General features: G+C 57.7%; 16 protein-coding genes. 2 read left to right on the forward strand and 14 right to left on the reverse strand.

Annotated features, from left to right (window positions below):
- Positions 1–7 precede the first annotated feature (7 nt).
- From RCI_RS07165 to RCI_RS16965, 10 genes are all read right to left on the reverse strand, one after another.
- A complete protein-coding gene (locus tag RCI_RS07165) occupies positions 8–937 on the reverse strand; it encodes an ABC transporter substrate-binding protein (RefSeq protein WP_012035747.1) in 930 nt (309 codons plus the stop codon).
- 61 nt (positions 938–998) lie between these two features.
- Positions 999–1,376 (reverse strand): Fe-S cluster assembly scaffold protein NifU, encoded by a 378-nt coding sequence (nifU, locus tag RCI_RS07170; protein ID WP_012035748.1) that lies wholly within the window; start codon positions 1,374–1,376, stop codon positions 999–1,001.
- A gap of 18 nt (positions 1,377–1,394) precedes the next feature.
- Positions 1,395–2,552, reverse strand: a complete 1,158-nt coding sequence (nifS, locus tag RCI_RS07175; protein ID WP_048199088.1) for a cysteine desulfurase NifS — start codon at positions 2,550–2,552, stop codon at positions 1,395–1,397.
- A gap of 67 nt (positions 2,553–2,619) precedes the next feature.
- Positions 2,620–3,165 (reverse strand): threonyl-tRNA synthetase editing domain-containing protein, encoded by a 546-nt coding sequence (locus tag RCI_RS07180; RefSeq protein ID WP_081477297.1) that lies wholly within the window; start codon positions 3,163–3,165, stop codon positions 2,620–2,622.
- Between the two features lie 112 nt (positions 3,166–3,277).
- Positions 3,278–3,697, reverse strand: a complete 420-nt coding sequence (locus RCI_RS07185; protein ID WP_048198222.1) for a hypothetical protein — start codon at positions 3,695–3,697, stop codon at positions 3,278–3,280.
- Positions 3,698–3,805: 108 nt separating this feature from the next.
- Positions 3,806–5,290 carry a homoserine O-acetyltransferase MetX gene (metX, locus tag RCI_RS07190; protein WP_197535241.1) on the reverse strand — a complete coding sequence of 495 codons (1,485 nt, stop codon included), beginning with the start codon at positions 5,288–5,290 and terminating at the stop codon, positions 3,806–3,808.
- Between the two features lie 35 nt (positions 5,291–5,325).
- The gene (locus RCI_RS07195) at positions 5,326–6,606 is read right to left on the reverse strand and encodes an O-acetylhomoserine aminocarboxypropyltransferase/cysteine synthase family protein (protein ID WP_012035752.1); all 1,281 of its coding nucleotides are present in this window, start codon (positions 6,604–6,606) and stop codon (positions 5,326–5,328) included.
- Positions 6,607–6,635: 29 nt separating this feature from the next.
- A complete protein-coding gene (gene pscS, locus RCI_RS07200; RefSeq protein ID WP_012035753.1) occupies positions 6,636–8,027 on the reverse strand; it encodes an O-phospho-L-seryl-tRNA:Cys-tRNA synthase in 1,392 nt (463 codons plus the stop codon).
- A gap of 980 nt (positions 8,028–9,007) precedes the next feature.
- Positions 9,008–9,280 carry a MarR family transcriptional regulator gene (locus tag RCI_RS07210; protein ID WP_048198225.1) on the reverse strand — a complete coding sequence of 91 codons (273 nt, stop codon included), beginning with the start codon at positions 9,278–9,280 and terminating at the stop codon, positions 9,008–9,010.
- Between the two features lie 232 nt (positions 9,281–9,512).
- Positions 9,513–9,689, reverse strand: coding sequence for a hypothetical protein (locus tag RCI_RS16965; protein WP_158308884.1), 177 nt, complete (start codon positions 9,687–9,689; stop codon positions 9,513–9,515).
- 184 nt (positions 9,690–9,873) lie between these two features.
- On the opposite strand from RCI_RS16965, the gene RCI_RS16970 reads away from it, so the two are divergent.
- On the forward strand, positions 9,874–10,029 hold the full coding sequence (locus tag RCI_RS16970) for a hypothetical protein (protein WP_158308885.1): 156 nt from the start codon (positions 9,874–9,876) through the stop codon (positions 10,027–10,029).
- A complete protein-coding gene (locus tag RCI_RS07215; RefSeq protein WP_012035756.1) occupies positions 10,001–10,993 on the forward strand; it encodes a radical SAM protein in 993 nt (330 codons plus the stop codon). The genes RCI_RS16970 and RCI_RS07215 overlap by 29 nt, the downstream gene beginning before the upstream one ends.
- A gap of 57 nt (positions 10,994–11,050) precedes the next feature.
- Here the strand turns inward: RCI_RS07215 and thiI are convergent, their stop codons facing one another.
- From thiI to hpt, 4 genes are all read right to left on the reverse strand, one after another.
- Positions 11,051–12,232, reverse strand: coding sequence for a tRNA uracil 4-sulfurtransferase ThiI (thiI, locus tag RCI_RS07220; RefSeq protein ID WP_012035757.1), 1,182 nt, complete (start codon positions 12,230–12,232; stop codon positions 11,051–11,053).
- A gap of 6 nt (positions 12,233–12,238) precedes the next feature.
- Complete coding sequence (gene larE, locus RCI_RS07225; RefSeq protein WP_012035758.1) at positions 12,239–13,054, reverse strand: ATP-dependent sacrificial sulfur transferase LarE; 816 nt, start codon at positions 13,052–13,054, stop codon at positions 12,239–12,241.
- A gap of 285 nt (positions 13,055–13,339) precedes the next feature.
- Positions 13,340–13,723 (reverse strand): transcriptional regulator, encoded by a 384-nt coding sequence (locus RCI_RS07230; protein WP_012035759.1) that lies wholly within the window; start codon positions 13,721–13,723, stop codon positions 13,340–13,342.
- Between the two features lie 152 nt (positions 13,724–13,875).
- Positions 13,876–14,451, reverse strand: a complete 576-nt coding sequence (gene hpt / locus RCI_RS07235) for a hypoxanthine/guanine phosphoribosyltransferase (RefSeq protein ID WP_012035760.1) — start codon at positions 14,449–14,451, stop codon at positions 13,876–13,878.
- Positions 14,452–14,465: the final 14 nt, after the last annotated feature.

A 14,465-nucleotide genomic window follows, 5' to 3' on the forward strand; every position in this document is an offset into this window, starting at 1 on the left:
AAGGATGTCATAACCGGAGGCCGCCCAGGTAATGGGCCGGCCCCGGGTGGACCTGATCGATGAAACGGGTATCGAACACCTCAGGCAGCTCTGGCAGCCGGGAGATATACCCGAGCCGGTGGAGGGTGCCGGCAAAGCGCATGGCCGAGTCTATGTAGGGGCCGGGCAACGAGGCACAGTACTTCGGAGAGATCCCGTAGCATTCGAGCACGTAGGCCTCATCTACTATGCCGGTCACCCTGGCTACAATACGGGCGGCCGACCGGGGGTCGTTCCGGATCAGCTCACAGGCGTCCTCGTGGGACCTGAGAAATGCGGCCAGGGTCGGCCCCCTGTCCCGCAGGCTGCCTGTCGCGACAATGCCGTAGCTGGGGTTCCAGGGCCAGAGCAGGTGCGAGGGCAGGATGATCTTTCCCCCTGCGAAGCGACGGGCCCCTGCGGCGAGCGCCGGCGTGCCTGCAGCCGCCTCAATCTCCCCGTCCTGCAGCGCCGCGAGCACAAAATCGGCCCAGCCGTAGTTGCGGACTTCGATGTCGAAGCCGGCCCTGGCGACGAGGTCCCGGATGATGATGTCGTGGATGGAGCCTCTTGCAGGGCAGCCGATCACGCCGCCGTCAAACTGCGCAAGCGCTTCATTTTCACTGCCCAGTTCCGCCGCTGATCGGTATTTCCCGGTGGCCACGAGCACCGTGCCTTCAATATGGCCGCCGGCGACACACCGGATGTCAAGGCCTTTGCTGATGCCGATCATAGCCGGTGGCAAGCCTATGTAAGCGAGGTCGATCTCGCCCCCTGAAAGGGCTTTGACCAGATCGGGCCCGGTGGGAAAAAGCGTCCAGGATGCTTCTATGCCGGCCTTTGTAAGGCTATCCCTGCCCATCAGGATAAATGCGGTATGATAAAAAGTGGAGAGGTGGCCTATCCGCAGGTGTTCCATAATATTTCAGGGCCGTCAGACCCCTCCGAGGCCGTCAGGCCTTCTATGTCTTATGACCTCGCTATTTCTTCGCCGCCTGCTTCTTGCGGTAGTCTTCGATTGCCGCAGTCAGCGCCTCGGCTGCCAGGTTCGAGCAGTGCATCTTCTGGGGCGGCAGGCCGTCCAGTTCCCTGGCCACGTCGTCCCGGGTGATCTTCAGGGCCTCGTCCAGCGTCTTGCCCTTGGCCATGACGGTGACCATGCTGCTGGTCGCGATGGCCGCTCCGCAGCCGAACGTCTTGAACTTGATGTCCTCGATGCGGTCGTCCTTGATCTTGAGGTAGATGGTCATCATGTCCCCGCAGACTGGGTTGCCGACGGTCCCGACGCCGTCGGCGTCGGGGATCTCCCCCACGTTCTGGGGGTTGGAAAAGTGGGTCATTACCTTGGGCGAATACATAACAGTAACCTCGCTATCTTATTTTTTATACAGGGGCGACATCTCCCGCAGCCGGGATACGATGCCCGGCAGAGTCTCGATCACGTAGTCGATCTCTTCCTCGGTGGTGTACTTCGAGTTGGTCATCCTGAGAGAGCCGTGAGCGGTCTCCGGGTCCAGCCCGCAGGACAGCAACACATGGGACGCCTCCAGCTTTTTCGACGAGCACGCGGAGCCCGTGGAGACTTCAATGCCCTTCATGTCGAGAAGTAGTACCATGGACTCCCCTTCCACGAAGCTGTAGCTGATGTTAACGTTATTGGGTGATCTTTTTGTCCTGGAGCCGTTGAGCCGGCTGTGGTCGATCTTGAGCAGCCCGTCCATGAGCCTGTCCCGCAACCGTGTCATCTGCTCGACGTTCCGGTCGAAGTCCCTTACAGCCAGTTCGCAGGCTTTGCCCATGCCGACGATGCCCGCCACATTCTCGGTGCCGCTGCGGATGCCCTTCTCGTGTCCGCCGCCGTAGACCAGCGACCTCACCGGAGTGCCCCTGCGCAGGTACAGGACGCCGACACCTTTGGGGCCGTGTACCTTGTGGCTGGACAGGGAGAGCATGTCGACGCCCAGATCGTCCACGTTCACCGGCACTTTGCCGAAAGCCTGGACTGCGTCGGTGTGGAAGTATATGTCCTTCTCTTTCGCGATTTTGCCGATCTCCCTGATGGGCTGGATGGTCCCGATCTCGTTGTTGACATGCATGACGGTGATCAGAGTCGTCTCGGGAGTGATCGCCTCTTCGAGCTCGTCCAGCCTGAGAATGCCTTCCTGGTCGACCGGCACGTAGGTGACCTTGAACCCGTTTTTTTCGAGGTGCCTGCATGTCTCGATCACTGCCGGGTGCTCGATGGCGGAGGTGATGATGTGGTTGCCCTTCTTTTTGTTAGCCAGGGCTCCGCCTATGATCGCGATATTATCCGATTCGGTGCCGCCGGAGGTAAAGATGATCTCCGCAGGAGAAGCGCCTATGGCGTCTGCCACCCGGGCACGGGCAGCCTCAACCGCCTCCCGGGCTTCCCTGCCGGCTGAATGGAGGCTCGACGGGTTGCCGTACTTTTCCGTGAAATACGGAAGCATGGCGCTGACCACTTCGTCGCTGACCTTTGTGGTCGCGCTGTTGTCTAAATATACCCTCTTCATAGTCATCATCGCGTTCAGGTCGTTATTATAATTAATTTGCAGATTATTTAAAGCCTTGGTGAGGAACTTATGGAGACACCCTGGCGGGATTGCCAGCCTCCGCCGTTGCGGAGCGTTCGGCCTCTATGTCACTCATGTCCCGGAGCTTGATCGGGTTTTCGCAGTACGGGCAGAGGAAATCACAGCTATGGCCCTCGTACGGGCAGATGGTCATGGACAGTTCTGCCATTGGATGGCCCTTGCTTTTGATGTTGTACTCCTTATACCACCCGAACGGCGCCCGCTTCACCTCTACGCCTGCATCTTGCAGGCCTGCCTGCATGCCGTTCAATATCTGTAGCGCCACTGCAGGGCTGCTCAGTGTGGAGGTGAGGTGAGCGAACGGGAAGATCATGACCCGCATGGCCTTGAGCTTTTCGAGGCGCTGCAACACTTCTTTCACCGAGGCCTCGATCACCTTAGGAGGGTTGACCTCGTCCAGCTTTTCCACCGACGAGAGGAGAACTACACAGTCCTCCATAGAGCCCTCCCTGAACTCGATCTCCTCGGCGATCTTCGTCTTGCGGTTCGCTTTATAGCTCATGCTGTCCGCGTGTATCGCGAGAATCCTCATGCCAGTTCCCCTGAGTTAACAATTGTTAATTATCAGGTGAAGTGATATAAAGGTTTTGGAGGCGTAAGAAAAAGAATACCTCCTGCACCGTGCCTCTAAAAAAATGGAAATATCACCGCACGATCCGGATACTCTTCTCCACCCTGCCGATCTCTGTTCCCCCGATAGTGAGCCGCCCGGTAAAGTGGTACTTACCCCTGGCGAGGGAGGTGGCAGGTACGGTGAAAGGCGGCTGGCCTGCCGGTGGAAAGTGGAAGATTACAGTCTCTCCCGGCGGTATATTGAAATCCGGGATGAAGTCGGATGCCCGGTAGGTTTTCCTGTGGACTTCGATGCCCCCGACCAGCGTCTCTTTCACCACCCTCACCTCGATGTCGATGTTCCGGATCGGGGCGCTTCCCTCGTTCCGGATCCGGATGAACCCCGAGACTGCGTCCCCTGCCCGGTACTCGTCCTTATTCGTCCCCCACCCGTCGATCCGGGCGGCAGGAGATGCTCCCGCAGATGCCGGTAATGCGCAGAATATCAGCATTTTTACACCCCGAGCCTTACGTCTTATACGTTTCATGAAGCCGCAGAGTGAAACCTGTTACTGCCGTTTTTGTCAGGCCGGGACGATCGACAGGGGCGGCGGGTTCAGCTATATGCTGCTGCAGCCCTGCTTGCGCTGCCCTATGAGCTTGCTGATACTGTCGCTGGTCACGATCCCCAGCACATTTTTGTCCTTGTCGACCACAGGGAGCGCCGATATGTCGTATTTTTCCAGCTTGCGGGCCGCCGCCTCCAGCGTCGCGTCGGCCTCGATAGTCACGACCCGGGAGGTCATGATCTGGTCGAGAGTCTCGCACCGCTCGACCACGGCCCTCGCCACGTCCCAGGCGGTGACAATGCCGGTCAGCTTCCCGGACCCCGAAACCACGGGCAGGTGGGTGACCTTGCGGTCGACAAGGATGCGGGCCGCCAGATCTATGCTGGCCACCTCCCGGATGGTCGCGGCCGGCGCCATGACATCCCTGACCAGCCTCGGCGACAGGAAGTTAGAGATCAGGTAGTTCATCTGCCCCGCTTCGAGGAGGAACGCGTCGTGGCCGTACATCGATTTGATTTCGCAGTAGCTGACCTCTGCGTTGTTAGCGGTCAGCGCCATGACGATCTCCTTCGACTGGTAGGGAGGGTACAGCCAGTCCGAGCTGACCGAGATGACGAGGAAGCGGCTCTTCACGTTTTTGAAGCCCTCGTCCAGCGATCCGTCCTTCGTCAGGTCGAAGTAGTCGATAGCCTTGGTGATGTAGATGTACGAGTTAGCGTCGAACCGTTTTACGAAGGAGTCTCCCTGGTGCTGCAGGTAGCTCTCCACCTGGAAATCCGTGGAAAAGTCAAAGCCATAGTTCTCCTTATCCTTGAGCTGGCGGCCGAACTTCTGCTTCATGGACTCGTCGCTCAGGTAGGTGATATGTGCCACCATGCGGGCGAGAGCGAGGCCGGTCATCGGCGGTTCCCTGCCGTAGAAGTCGCCGTTGTTCCAGTTGGGGTCTGAGATGATGGCTCTCCGGCCGACTTCGCTGAAGGCGATCTGCTGCGGCGTAGATATCGCGCAGGTCGCTATGGCGATGGCGTTGCGGACCATCTTCGGGTAGGAGACGGCCCACTGGAGCACCTGCATCCCGCCCATGGAGCCGCCCGCCACGGCGAACAGCTGCCTGATTCCGAATGAGTCTATCAACTTTTTCTGGGCGTTCACCATGTCCGCGATCGTGATCACCGGGAAGCTGAGGCCGTACGGCCTGCCGGTGTCGGGATTGATCGACGACGGCCCGGTAGAGCCCTTACAGCCGCCGAGGATGTTCGAGCAGATGACGAAGTACTTGTCAGTATCGAAAGCTTTCCCGGGGCCGATGACGGTATCCCACCAGCCGGGCTTCCTGTCGCCCTCGTGCCAGCCGGCGGCATGGGCGTCGCCGGAGAAAGCGTGCTCTATCAGGATGGCGTTGCTCTTATCCTTGTTGAGCTTACCGTAAGTCTCGTAGGCTATGGTGACGTTCTTCAGCCGCCGGCCCGATTCCAGCACAAGGTCTTCGGGCAGGTGGAAAAACTGGGTTTCCACCGCCCCCAGGTCTTTACCCAACTTCCGCACCTCCGACAGGTACCATTCGTTCACTCTTATATTTTGTCCAGCGCCTGCTCAAAGTCGGCGATGATGTCCTCGACGTTCTCGATGCCGATGGACGCCCTGATCAGGCCAGGAGTCACGCCGGTCGACCGCTGCTCGGCCTCGGTCAGCTGCTGGTGAGTGGTAGACGCAGGGTGGATGACCAGTGTCTTGGAGTCGCCGATGTTGGCCAGATGCGAGGCCAGCCTGACGCTCTCGATGAACTTCCTGCCCGCGGGAACGCCGCCCTTGAGCTCGAAGGAGACGATGCCGCCGAAGTAGCCGTTCAGATACTTCCTGGCCTTCTCGTGATTAGGATCGCTCTCCAGGCCGGAGTAGTTGACGAAAGCCACCTTGGGGTGCTGCTGGAGCCACCTGGCCACGGCAGTCGCGTTCTCCGAGTGCTTTCTCAGGCGGAGCGGCAGGGTCTCGATGCCCTGGATGAACTGCCAGGAGTGGAAGGGGCTCAGGGCGGGGCCCAGATCACGGAGCAGGTGGACGCGGGCTTTGAGGATGTATGCCATGTTGCCCAGCGCTTCCCAGTACTTTAGCCCGTGGTAGCTCTGATCTGCCTCGGTCAGCTCCGGGAACTTGCCGTTGCCCCAGTTGAACTTGCCCGAGTCGACGATCACGCCTCCCAGGGCCGCGCCGTGGCCGCCCACGTACTTAGTGGCAGAGAGAACCACGATGTCGGCGCCGTGGTCGATCGGCCTGACGATGCCGCAGCCCACGGTATTGTCCACGATGAGGGGGATGCCCGCGTCGTGGGCGATTTTCGCGATGGCCTCAAAGTCAGGCACGTCGTTCTTCGGGTTGCCGATGGTCTCGAGGTAGATACCTTTGGTGTTGGGGCCGATGGCCTTTTCGAACTCCTCCGGCTTCGTGGAGTCGACGAACTTGACAGTCCTGCCGAGCTTGGGGAAGGTGTAGTGGAAGAGCTGGTACGTGCCACCGTACAGGTTGTCGGCAGAGACGATCTCGTCGCCGACCCTGGTGAAGTTGAGGATCGCGAGGGAGATGGCCGCCATGCCGGAAGCGGTGGCTAACCCGCCGATGCCGCCTTCGAGCGCGGCGATGCGCTTCTCGAAGACGTCGGTCGTGGGATTCATGAGCCTGGTGTAGATGTTTCCAAACTCTTTGAGCCCGAACAGGTTGGCCGCATGCTCGGTGCTCTTGAACACGAAGGAGGTGGTCAGGTAGATGGGTACTGCCCTGGCCTGCGTGGCCGGGTCAGGTGATTCCTGGCCCACGTGCAGGGCCAGGGTGTCGATGCCTTGCTTTCTCTCAGTCATTATAGGTTGCTCCTGAAGGATATGGTATGTCAGTTAATCGGTAGATCATATTTCCTCGCTATGTCGAGGAATGCTTCGCTGAGGTACTTAGTCTTCTCCCACGACAGGCCGTACGTATTCAGCTTCCAGGTCTTGGTCGCCCCGGCGAACTCGCCGATGATGCCCTTTGCCGTAAGCTCGTCGTTGAAGAAGTACCCGCGGCGCTTGTGCGTCTCGGCCACTTTGTTGTAGCTGCCAGTGGTGTCCACTTTGGTGAGGGTGTGCTTTCTCGGCCACTCGCTCAGGACGTTGCTGCCCTGGACCCGCCTGAACTGCTCGAGGAAGTAGTTGGACTTCCTGACCTCGTCTTCCCAGTTCTGGGGCTGGCTGCGCTTAACCACAGCCGGGAAAGACGCGATCATGGACAGCAGGGTGCCGCCCATCAAAGTGCAGCCCATGTTCTCCACTTCCTTGATGCCGAACTTGCGGTTGGTTACGTCGCCCACCATCTGCGTGGTGCGGAAGACCTTAGCCGCGAACTCGTCGGTAGTGGCGAGAACGCCGGAAGGCGCTACGGAGGCCATGCTCTTGTGGCCGCTGCCTACTACGAAGTCGGCCCCGATCTTCTTGCCGTCGACCGGGGCGATGCCCACGGTGTAGGCGCCGTTGTACAGGAACGGGATGCCGTACTGCTTTGCGACTTTCGCGATGCCGTAGACGTCGTGCTCGTTGGCGAACATGTAGTCGAAGTGGTCGATCATGATCAGCACTGGCAGCTTGCCCGTAGTGCGCCGCACGTCCTCGATTTTCTGCGCCGTGGCATCGGCCGTAATCAGGTTCTGCTCGTTCTTCGGCACTTCCTTGACCACGCCGCCGGCCTGCTCGACTGCGAGAAACTCGGTGTAGTGGGCGAGCGCCGACACGATGACGGAGTCTCCTTTCTCGACGAGCGCTGAGGCCACTGCCTGGAAGCCTCTCCGGGCTCCCGGGACAACCCTCGCCTGATCCATGTTGAGCCACCTGGCGAGGTCGCCGTGGAAGTCCTGGATGCCGGGCTTGGTGATCTTGTCGAGCCTGAAAGGCTTTCTGCAGTAGTCGCACGTCGAGTAGCCGTCGCCGTAGGCGATGATGGCTTTCCTCGCCTCGGGAGTCAGCCGCCCTGCCGCCTGGATCGGGTGAATGTTGATGTACTCTTCCTCCCTGGTCCTGACGTCGAGGCTGCCGATCTTACCGGTATACTTCTGGCGGGCGCCGTTTCCGACCCCGTCGGCTTCGATCTCGTCAAGGTACTTCCTGATCTCCGCCAGCTTGCCCTTCAGGGCCTGCTCTTCCGCAGAGCTGAGCCCGGTGGGCAGGGACTGCCTGAAGACCTCCCTGATGTCCTCGAGCGCGAACAACGCTTCGAATGTCTTGTTGATCCTTGGATTGCTCAACTGAATCACGTCCTGACAGCAATGGCCGGAATTCCTGCTGGAAATCCGGTAGAAATACCAGCACGCTTCCGGATGACATGTGCCTGCAATATAACAATTGTTAATTTCCTAATTGTTACTGACCCCGCACATATATAAGGCATAGGTTTGAGGCCATTCTTACAGCCCACACAATCGCTGTCTGCCTGCTAACGCTGCCGTCAGTAGCACCACAGGCATATTAACAATTGTTTAATGGCATTCATGCTATATAAAGCATACGATCATGGTAAAATTATGCATTGCAGTAATATCGAGAGTTATATGGCAGGTTATTATAGGAGAGGAATCGTCGCACGAGAAGAAGGTCAAACCGTCTCTGAATAGGGTTTGCGCAGATATATCATTGTATGAATACCGGAGAGCAGAAGGAGAGAATCGAACTCTCTTTCACTGGTCTGCAGCCAGTTGCATAGCCACTCTGCCACTTCTGCTTTACTTAACAATTGTTATAATACCCTGGTCCTTTTTATAGCTATCTGATGCGGCAAAACCGGATACAGATTTACCGGGCGCCACGCACGTGCTGGCAGCCAGGCTGGCGAGATTAAGCCGGGGGACCAGGTATTACAAATCGAATAGTCTGGAGCATTTTTCTTTTATCAGCCAGGTGACGAACGAGGAAATTTCTTGCGGATCCGTCTCCGCGTACAGTTCGGCTCCCAGCTTTTCGCCGAAGCCGTACTCCCGGAACCGTTGCCAGTGCCAGACTTCAACCGCCTGGGTGCAACGATATTGAAGTTAATATACTTGTATGAGCCTGGCGACGGGCTTTCCCTCAGGATAAAAAGCCTTGCGGTTGGAATTAATAAGACTGAGAAAGCAGATGGCTGGTGCCGGCCGGGCAAGTTGCGGTCAGCCCGGCAGCAGAAGGAGTGAGATCGCCCGGGAGGAGGCGATCTAAAAGGCGGTGCTATAGAGTTAAAACAATGTCCAAGCGGGTGATTTCCTTACCCGCCAGACACCCCCGGGTTGAGCCCGTAGAGGCTCTGCCTGGCGTCCTTGAAGCAGAACCGCTCGACAATCACGTTTTCGGTGCGCAGGCGGTTCAGCGCGTAGCGCACGGTCCTCGGCGGAAGATAAGACCGCTCGATGATCTCCTTCTGCGTCAGAGGAGTGCCGGTCTCGAGCACTTTGATGACCAGCTTCGCCGACGGCGGGAGACGCTCGATCTTAGGCGATACGGAGATTTCTGAGTTACTGCCAGTGATGGCAAAAACGATCCCTCATGGTATGTTTCACCACACCTAAATAGACTTAACAATAGTTAAGTCTTTCGATGGAGGCAAATTTCTGGGCGTAGCATGCGGTTATAGGCAAAACGCCCCCGGGTAATGCCTGCTCGTAAAAGCAGATAAAAAAGTGAGAGGCGGGTGCCTGGTCAACAATAGGGCAGTGCCTGCCGCCGACCATAGTACACGACAACAGATCCGGCTGCATATACGCTACCAGCGATCATTTTGCAGCCAGCCCCCCTCGGAGGAAGCGGCGCAGCTCGTTCTCATCGTATGGAAGCGGGGGAGTGCTCCAGGGCATGTACCCGGCTGCCAGCGTGGCCTGGACCGTGCGACGTTTTCCCGGCAGGAGGCTCCCGGAGAGTTCAGCGGCTGTACCCGGGGTGGCAAAAGCCATCCCTTCTCTGGTTTTGAAGTTCGGAATTCATCACTTACCTGATGGACTGTCAGGAATATCAAGCTGAGGATTCAGGCCAAATATGGCATGATCTATGGTTTCCACGCTGAGCGAGTAAAGATTGCCGCAATATTCACAAATAAATAGCTGGCTGGCAAAGCCTCTGGTGAGCTGACAGCCGCATATGACCAGAGACATATTCTATAGAGAATCAGGCAGCTACAGGTTTGCCGTGGACAAGGCAGGCATAGGCAGCGTCCGCGTGCTCAAGAGAGTCAACTTCAAGACATTTATCAGGAGAGTGACAGAGCATGGAATCCAGCGTCAGGAAGAAAGCTGAGCTGATCGAGACCGGCGGCGTAACCGTCGACTCCTCGTTCGCCCCTTATAAAAGTAAAGCAACTGCGGGCCCCGGAGCAGGGCTGGAATCGATCTTCGTGAACATCGACGGGCACAGGGTAAGGCTGGGCGTCCGCCAGGCCTCGAGGTTCAGCGCTACTATCGACGACGGCATCGTCGTCATTTCCGCGGAGGGCAAAGAGTTCGCCCGGGGACGCCTCGAGCAGCCGATCTGCCACTGTCCGAAACAGGTCTACATCACAGTGAGCGAGCGCTGCGTGTTCGACTGCAAGTTCTGTCCTGTGCCAAAGCTGCAGGGCAAGGTCAAGTCTGACGAGGAAATCCGGCAGATTGTCAGGGACGGGCTGAGGAGCCCCGAGCTCTCGGCGATATCGATCACTTCGGGCGTCTGGAAGACTCCCGCAGAGGAGGCCCGTAAGGTGGCCAGAGTTGTAAGGCTGATCAGGCAGGAGCTCGGTGACAGAGACGTTCCCATCGGAGTCTCCATCTATGCCACGGACGAGTCTTCGGAGCTGCTGAAAGAGGCCGGAGCCGCGGAGGTCAAGTACAACATCGAGACGGTCGACAGGGAGATCTTCGAGAAAGTCTGCCCGGGCCTGTCATTCGACTACATCGTCAAGTCGCTGGAACACGCTGTAGAGGTCTTCGGCCGCAACCACGTTTTCTCCAACATCCTGATCGGCATGGGAGAATCAGACGACACTGTGATAAAGGGCATGGAGATGCTCGCTATCAAGGGCGTCATTCCCATACTCCGAAAGACCAATCCACATCCGCTCCGTGCAGGGGAGATCAAGATAGAGCCGGTGAGCGCTGCCAGACTACTCAAGCTGGCGACGGAACAGCGGCGCATCATCGAGAAGTATGGGCTTGACGCGAAAAAGGCGCTGACTGGCTGCATACCGTGCACAGGCTGCGATATCACGCCCATCCTGGACCTTTAACTATTTTCTGGCGGGCAATCAGCCTGCTGTTCAGGCAACTTTTGCTGTATTTCTCCTTTAGCCTGAGATCTCGACCCTCTGGAGGTTGTCCATCTCGTACTGCACCAGTGCTTTGAAATCGAACTGCTCCCGCTCCATCCTGATCACTTCTTCGAGATGGCCGTGGATGGACGGGTGTTTAGGGACTGCCTTGCAGCCCATCGCTTTTTTTGTGGACAGATCGAACAGGCCTATCCTTCTGGACAGCTCGACGATCTCATCTTTATCCATCCCTATTAGCGGGTGGTTGATGGGGAAGTCGACGCCGTAGATCTCCGCGAGCATATTGTTGGATGTCTGCGAAGCCACCTGGCCGATGGACGAGCCGGTGACGATGCCGTGGGCGCCCTCTTTTTCTGCAATGGCCCGGGCCACTTTGTACATGAGGTGCTTGCAGAACACGCAGGTGTACTTCTGGTTGCCCTTTTCCTGAAACGCCTGCAGGTTAGGGCCGTGGGGCATGACGTACGCTGTCATCCCGTGGCCGGGGCACCACTTGCTGAGCTCCCTGAGGGTGTCCAGGGCCCTGTTCATAGTAGTATCGTCGAAGTATGGAGCGTTGTGGAAGAACACGGGCACTATTTCGCAGCCCCGCTTCATCATGAGCCACGCTGCGACGGGCGAGTCTATGCCACCAGAGACCATTGCCACCATTTTGCCCTGGCTGCCGAGAGGCATGCCCCCGACGCCTTTGACGATCTCGGTGAAGACGTATGAGCCCGAGTCTCTGATCTCCACGTGGATGGCATGGTCGGGGTTTTTTAAGTCCACCTTCGGGTGCCTGTCTTTTACCGCCTCGAACACGGCGTCGCCGCAGGTCCGGCCTATGTCCTGCGAGGTGAAGGGCTGGTTCTTGCCCCCGGAGTGCCTCGGGATGATCGCGAAGGTCTGGTGGTCCTTGATGAGCTCCCTGCCGAAAGCTGCAGCCACGGCTGCGGCATCTCCTATGGCAGGCCGGGCGGAGACTGCGGGGCTGCATGAGACAACTCCGAACACTCTGGCGATGGATTCCGGTGCTTTCGGGTCCCGGGTATGGACGAATATGCGGCCTCGTTCCTTAGAGATGCGGTCGTAGGCTACCTGATCCTGGCCCATCATCGCTTTGAGATTTTTTATCAACAGGTCTTCGTACTTTCTCCTGATCTGGTCGCTCTTGATGGCAATTTCGCCGTAGCGAACAATGACAGTATCAAAATCCAAACTCAATCACCTTGTCAGTACTTCGTTCAGGCTCCCGCTGCGGAAGCCCCGCAGGTCCAGGGTCACGTATACAAAGCCCTGCCTGCCAATGTGATCCACGATTTTCTCCCGGTGCCCGATCAATCGTTCGATGTCTTCGGGGGGCACCTCGATGCGGGCGACATCCCCGTGGTACCGCACCCGGCACTGCCGGAAGCCCAGCTCCCGCAGCAGCTTTTCAGCCTCGTGGACCCGCTTCAGACGATTCTCAGTGATCGGGGTGCCGTAGGGGAACCGGCTCGCCAGACACGCGCCTGAAGGCCGGTCCCAGGTGGGTAGCCCTGCCTGCTTCGAGAGCTCCCTGATCTCGCTTTTCGAGAGCCCTGCTTCCAGCAGCGGGCTTCTGACACCGAGCTCTCTGCCCGCGGCCATTCCGGGCCGGTAATCGCCGGTATCGTCAGCGTTGGCCCCATCTATGATGCTCTCGATACCCAGTTCCTGCTGTACCTGTTTGAGGGCGGTGTAGCGTACCTGCTTACAGTAGTAGCAGCGGTTTGGAGGATTGGCGGCAAAATCAGGGCTGCCCAGCTCGTCGGCATGGATCAGGACATGCCTGGCGCCGATGAGGCCGGCCAGCTCTACGGCATAACCCCGCTCCTCCGGGGGCAGCGTCGAGGAGGTCGCCGTCACAGCCACGACCTGATCAGGGCCCAGGGTATCCACCGCACACCTGAGGAGAAAGGTAGAGTCGACCCCGCCGGAAAATGCGACGAGGACCGAGCCCATGTCCCGGAGGATCTCCTGGAGACGGATACGCTTCGCTTCGAGGATAGTCGAGGACATAAAAAACCCTGAGAGCAGAATGAGAGAATCGAACTCCCCTAAACCGATCTGCAGTCGGTTGCATAGCCTCTCTGCCAATTCTGCCTTTATTTTGAGAACCGGGCCCTGTAAACAGTACCCGGCGATTTTAGGTAATGTTAAGAGCAGAAGGAGAGAATCGAACTCTCTTTCACTGGTCTGCAGCCAGTTGCATAGCCACTCTGCCACTTCTGCGTGTCTTAACAATTGTTAATAGGCGGGGGATAACATATAGATTGGGATTGAGGCAAAAAATGATAGAAAAAGTTAGTCGAGCTTATAGACCTTGCTGCCTTCGAAGCAGACATTACAGCCTTCGAGCTCAGTGTCTTCCTGGCGATGCAGGTCGCACAGCGAGCCGCTGGCCTTGACGATGCCGCAGATCATGCAGATGCCCGGGATGACGTCCCTGGGGGACTTCTCGTTCATGATCTCTTTAGCCAGGTTCTTGATGCCCCTGCGAATATCTTTATTGATCGGTATGCCTTTTCCGCGCTTGTCCTTGATGTACTGGGAGACGGCTGACTGAGTGATGCCCAGGCGCTCCGAAACGTCTTTCTGGGACATGCCCATCTTGACCAGCTCTTTGGAAAGCTCCGCCCGGATGGTCGGGATCACGTACCAGACAATTAGTTCACAGGGTGGCTTCATAGTATCACGGCGTTTATTAACAATTGTTATCATACCGGATTATAAATAGTTAACGATGTTAAGTTGCCGGCTGAGTCCAAAGAGACAACGGGCAATTTTAAAAAAGTTCGATAGCACCGGGCAGTGCCACCATTTCCGTAATCCTGGAGCAGCTACTTGCACTCGTCGTCGATGCATCCGAGAACCTGTACCCCATTCTCGTCGACATCGATGGTGACCAGCGTCTGGACGTTGTAGCCCATGTCCTCGATGATCTTCTTGCCGTTGCCACGCTGGATGACTACTACTATGTCCTTGATCTCTGCGCCAGCCATTTCCAGCGCCTTGATCACGGCCGCGAGGGTGCCGCCTGTGCTGATCACGTCGTCGACGATGAGCACCCGGTCGCCCTTGCAGATGCCGTTCAGGTACAATTCGCCCTTGGAGTACCCGGTCGCCTGGTGGACGGCGATCTCGCCCGGCAGCTCGTACTTCCTCTTGCGGATGATGATGAACGGGATGTCGGTGATCTGCGACAGCGAGGCGCCGATGGGCAGGCCCATAGCCTCGATGGTGACTATCTTGTCGACGTCTAAATCGGCATTCTTGACGATGCAGGCGATGACATCCCGCAGCAGCTCGGGCTTCACGACCGGCACGCCGTCAGAAATGGGATGAATAAAATAGTTGTAAGTGCCTCGCTTTACAATCGGTGCCGTCTTCAGCGACTCTTTCAGAATTTTTAACATGGATATGCGCCCCA

The sequence above is a fragment of the Methanocella arvoryzae MRE50 genome (assembly GCF_000063445.1).
Classification (GTDB): domain Archaea; phylum Halobacteriota; class Methanocellia; order Methanocellales; family Methanocellaceae; genus Methanocella_A; species Methanocella_A arvoryzae.

Coding starts and splice junctions, on each gene's coding strand:
- RCI_RS16970 (WP_158308885.1), top strand. CDS start 9,874: ATGACCAGAGACATATTCTATAGAGAATCAGGCAGCTACAGGTTTGCC.
- RCI_RS07215 (WP_012035756.1), top strand. CDS start 10,001: ATGGAATCCAGCGTCAGGAAGAAAGCTGAGCTGATCGAGACCGGCGGC.
- RCI_RS07180 (WP_081477297.1), bottom strand. CDS start 3,165: ATGAGGATTCTCGCGATACACGCGGACAGCATGAGCTATAAAGCGAAC.
- nifU (WP_012035748.1), bottom strand. CDS start 1,376: ATGTATTCGCCCAAGGTAATGACCCACTTTTCCAACCCCCAGAACGTG.
- RCI_RS16965 (WP_158308884.1), bottom strand. CDS start 9,689: ATGGCTTTTGCCACCCCGGGTACAGCCGCTGAACTCTCCGGGAGCCTC.
- RCI_RS07195 (WP_012035752.1), bottom strand. CDS start 6,606: ATGACTGAGAGAAAGCAAGGCATCGACACCCTGGCCCTGCACGTGGGC.
- nifS (WP_048199088.1), bottom strand. CDS start 2,552: ATGAAGAGGGTATATTTAGACAACAGCGCGACCACAAAGGTCAGCGAC.
- RCI_RS07185 (WP_048198222.1), bottom strand. CDS start 3,697: ATGCTGATATTCTGCGCATTACCGGCATCTGCGGGAGCATCTCCTGCC.
- RCI_RS07165 (WP_012035747.1), bottom strand. CDS start 937: ATGGAACACCTGCGGATAGGCCACCTCTCCACTTTTTATCATACCGCA.
- hpt (WP_012035760.1), bottom strand. CDS start 14,451: ATGTTAAAAATTCTGAAAGAGTCGCTGAAGACGGCACCGATTGTAAAG.
- RCI_RS07230 (WP_012035759.1), bottom strand. CDS start 13,723: ATGAAGCCACCCTGTGAACTAATTGTCTGGTACGTGATCCCGACCATC.
- larE (WP_012035758.1), bottom strand. CDS start 13,054: ATGTCCTCGACTATCCTCGAAGCGAAGCGTATCCGTCTCCAGGAGATC.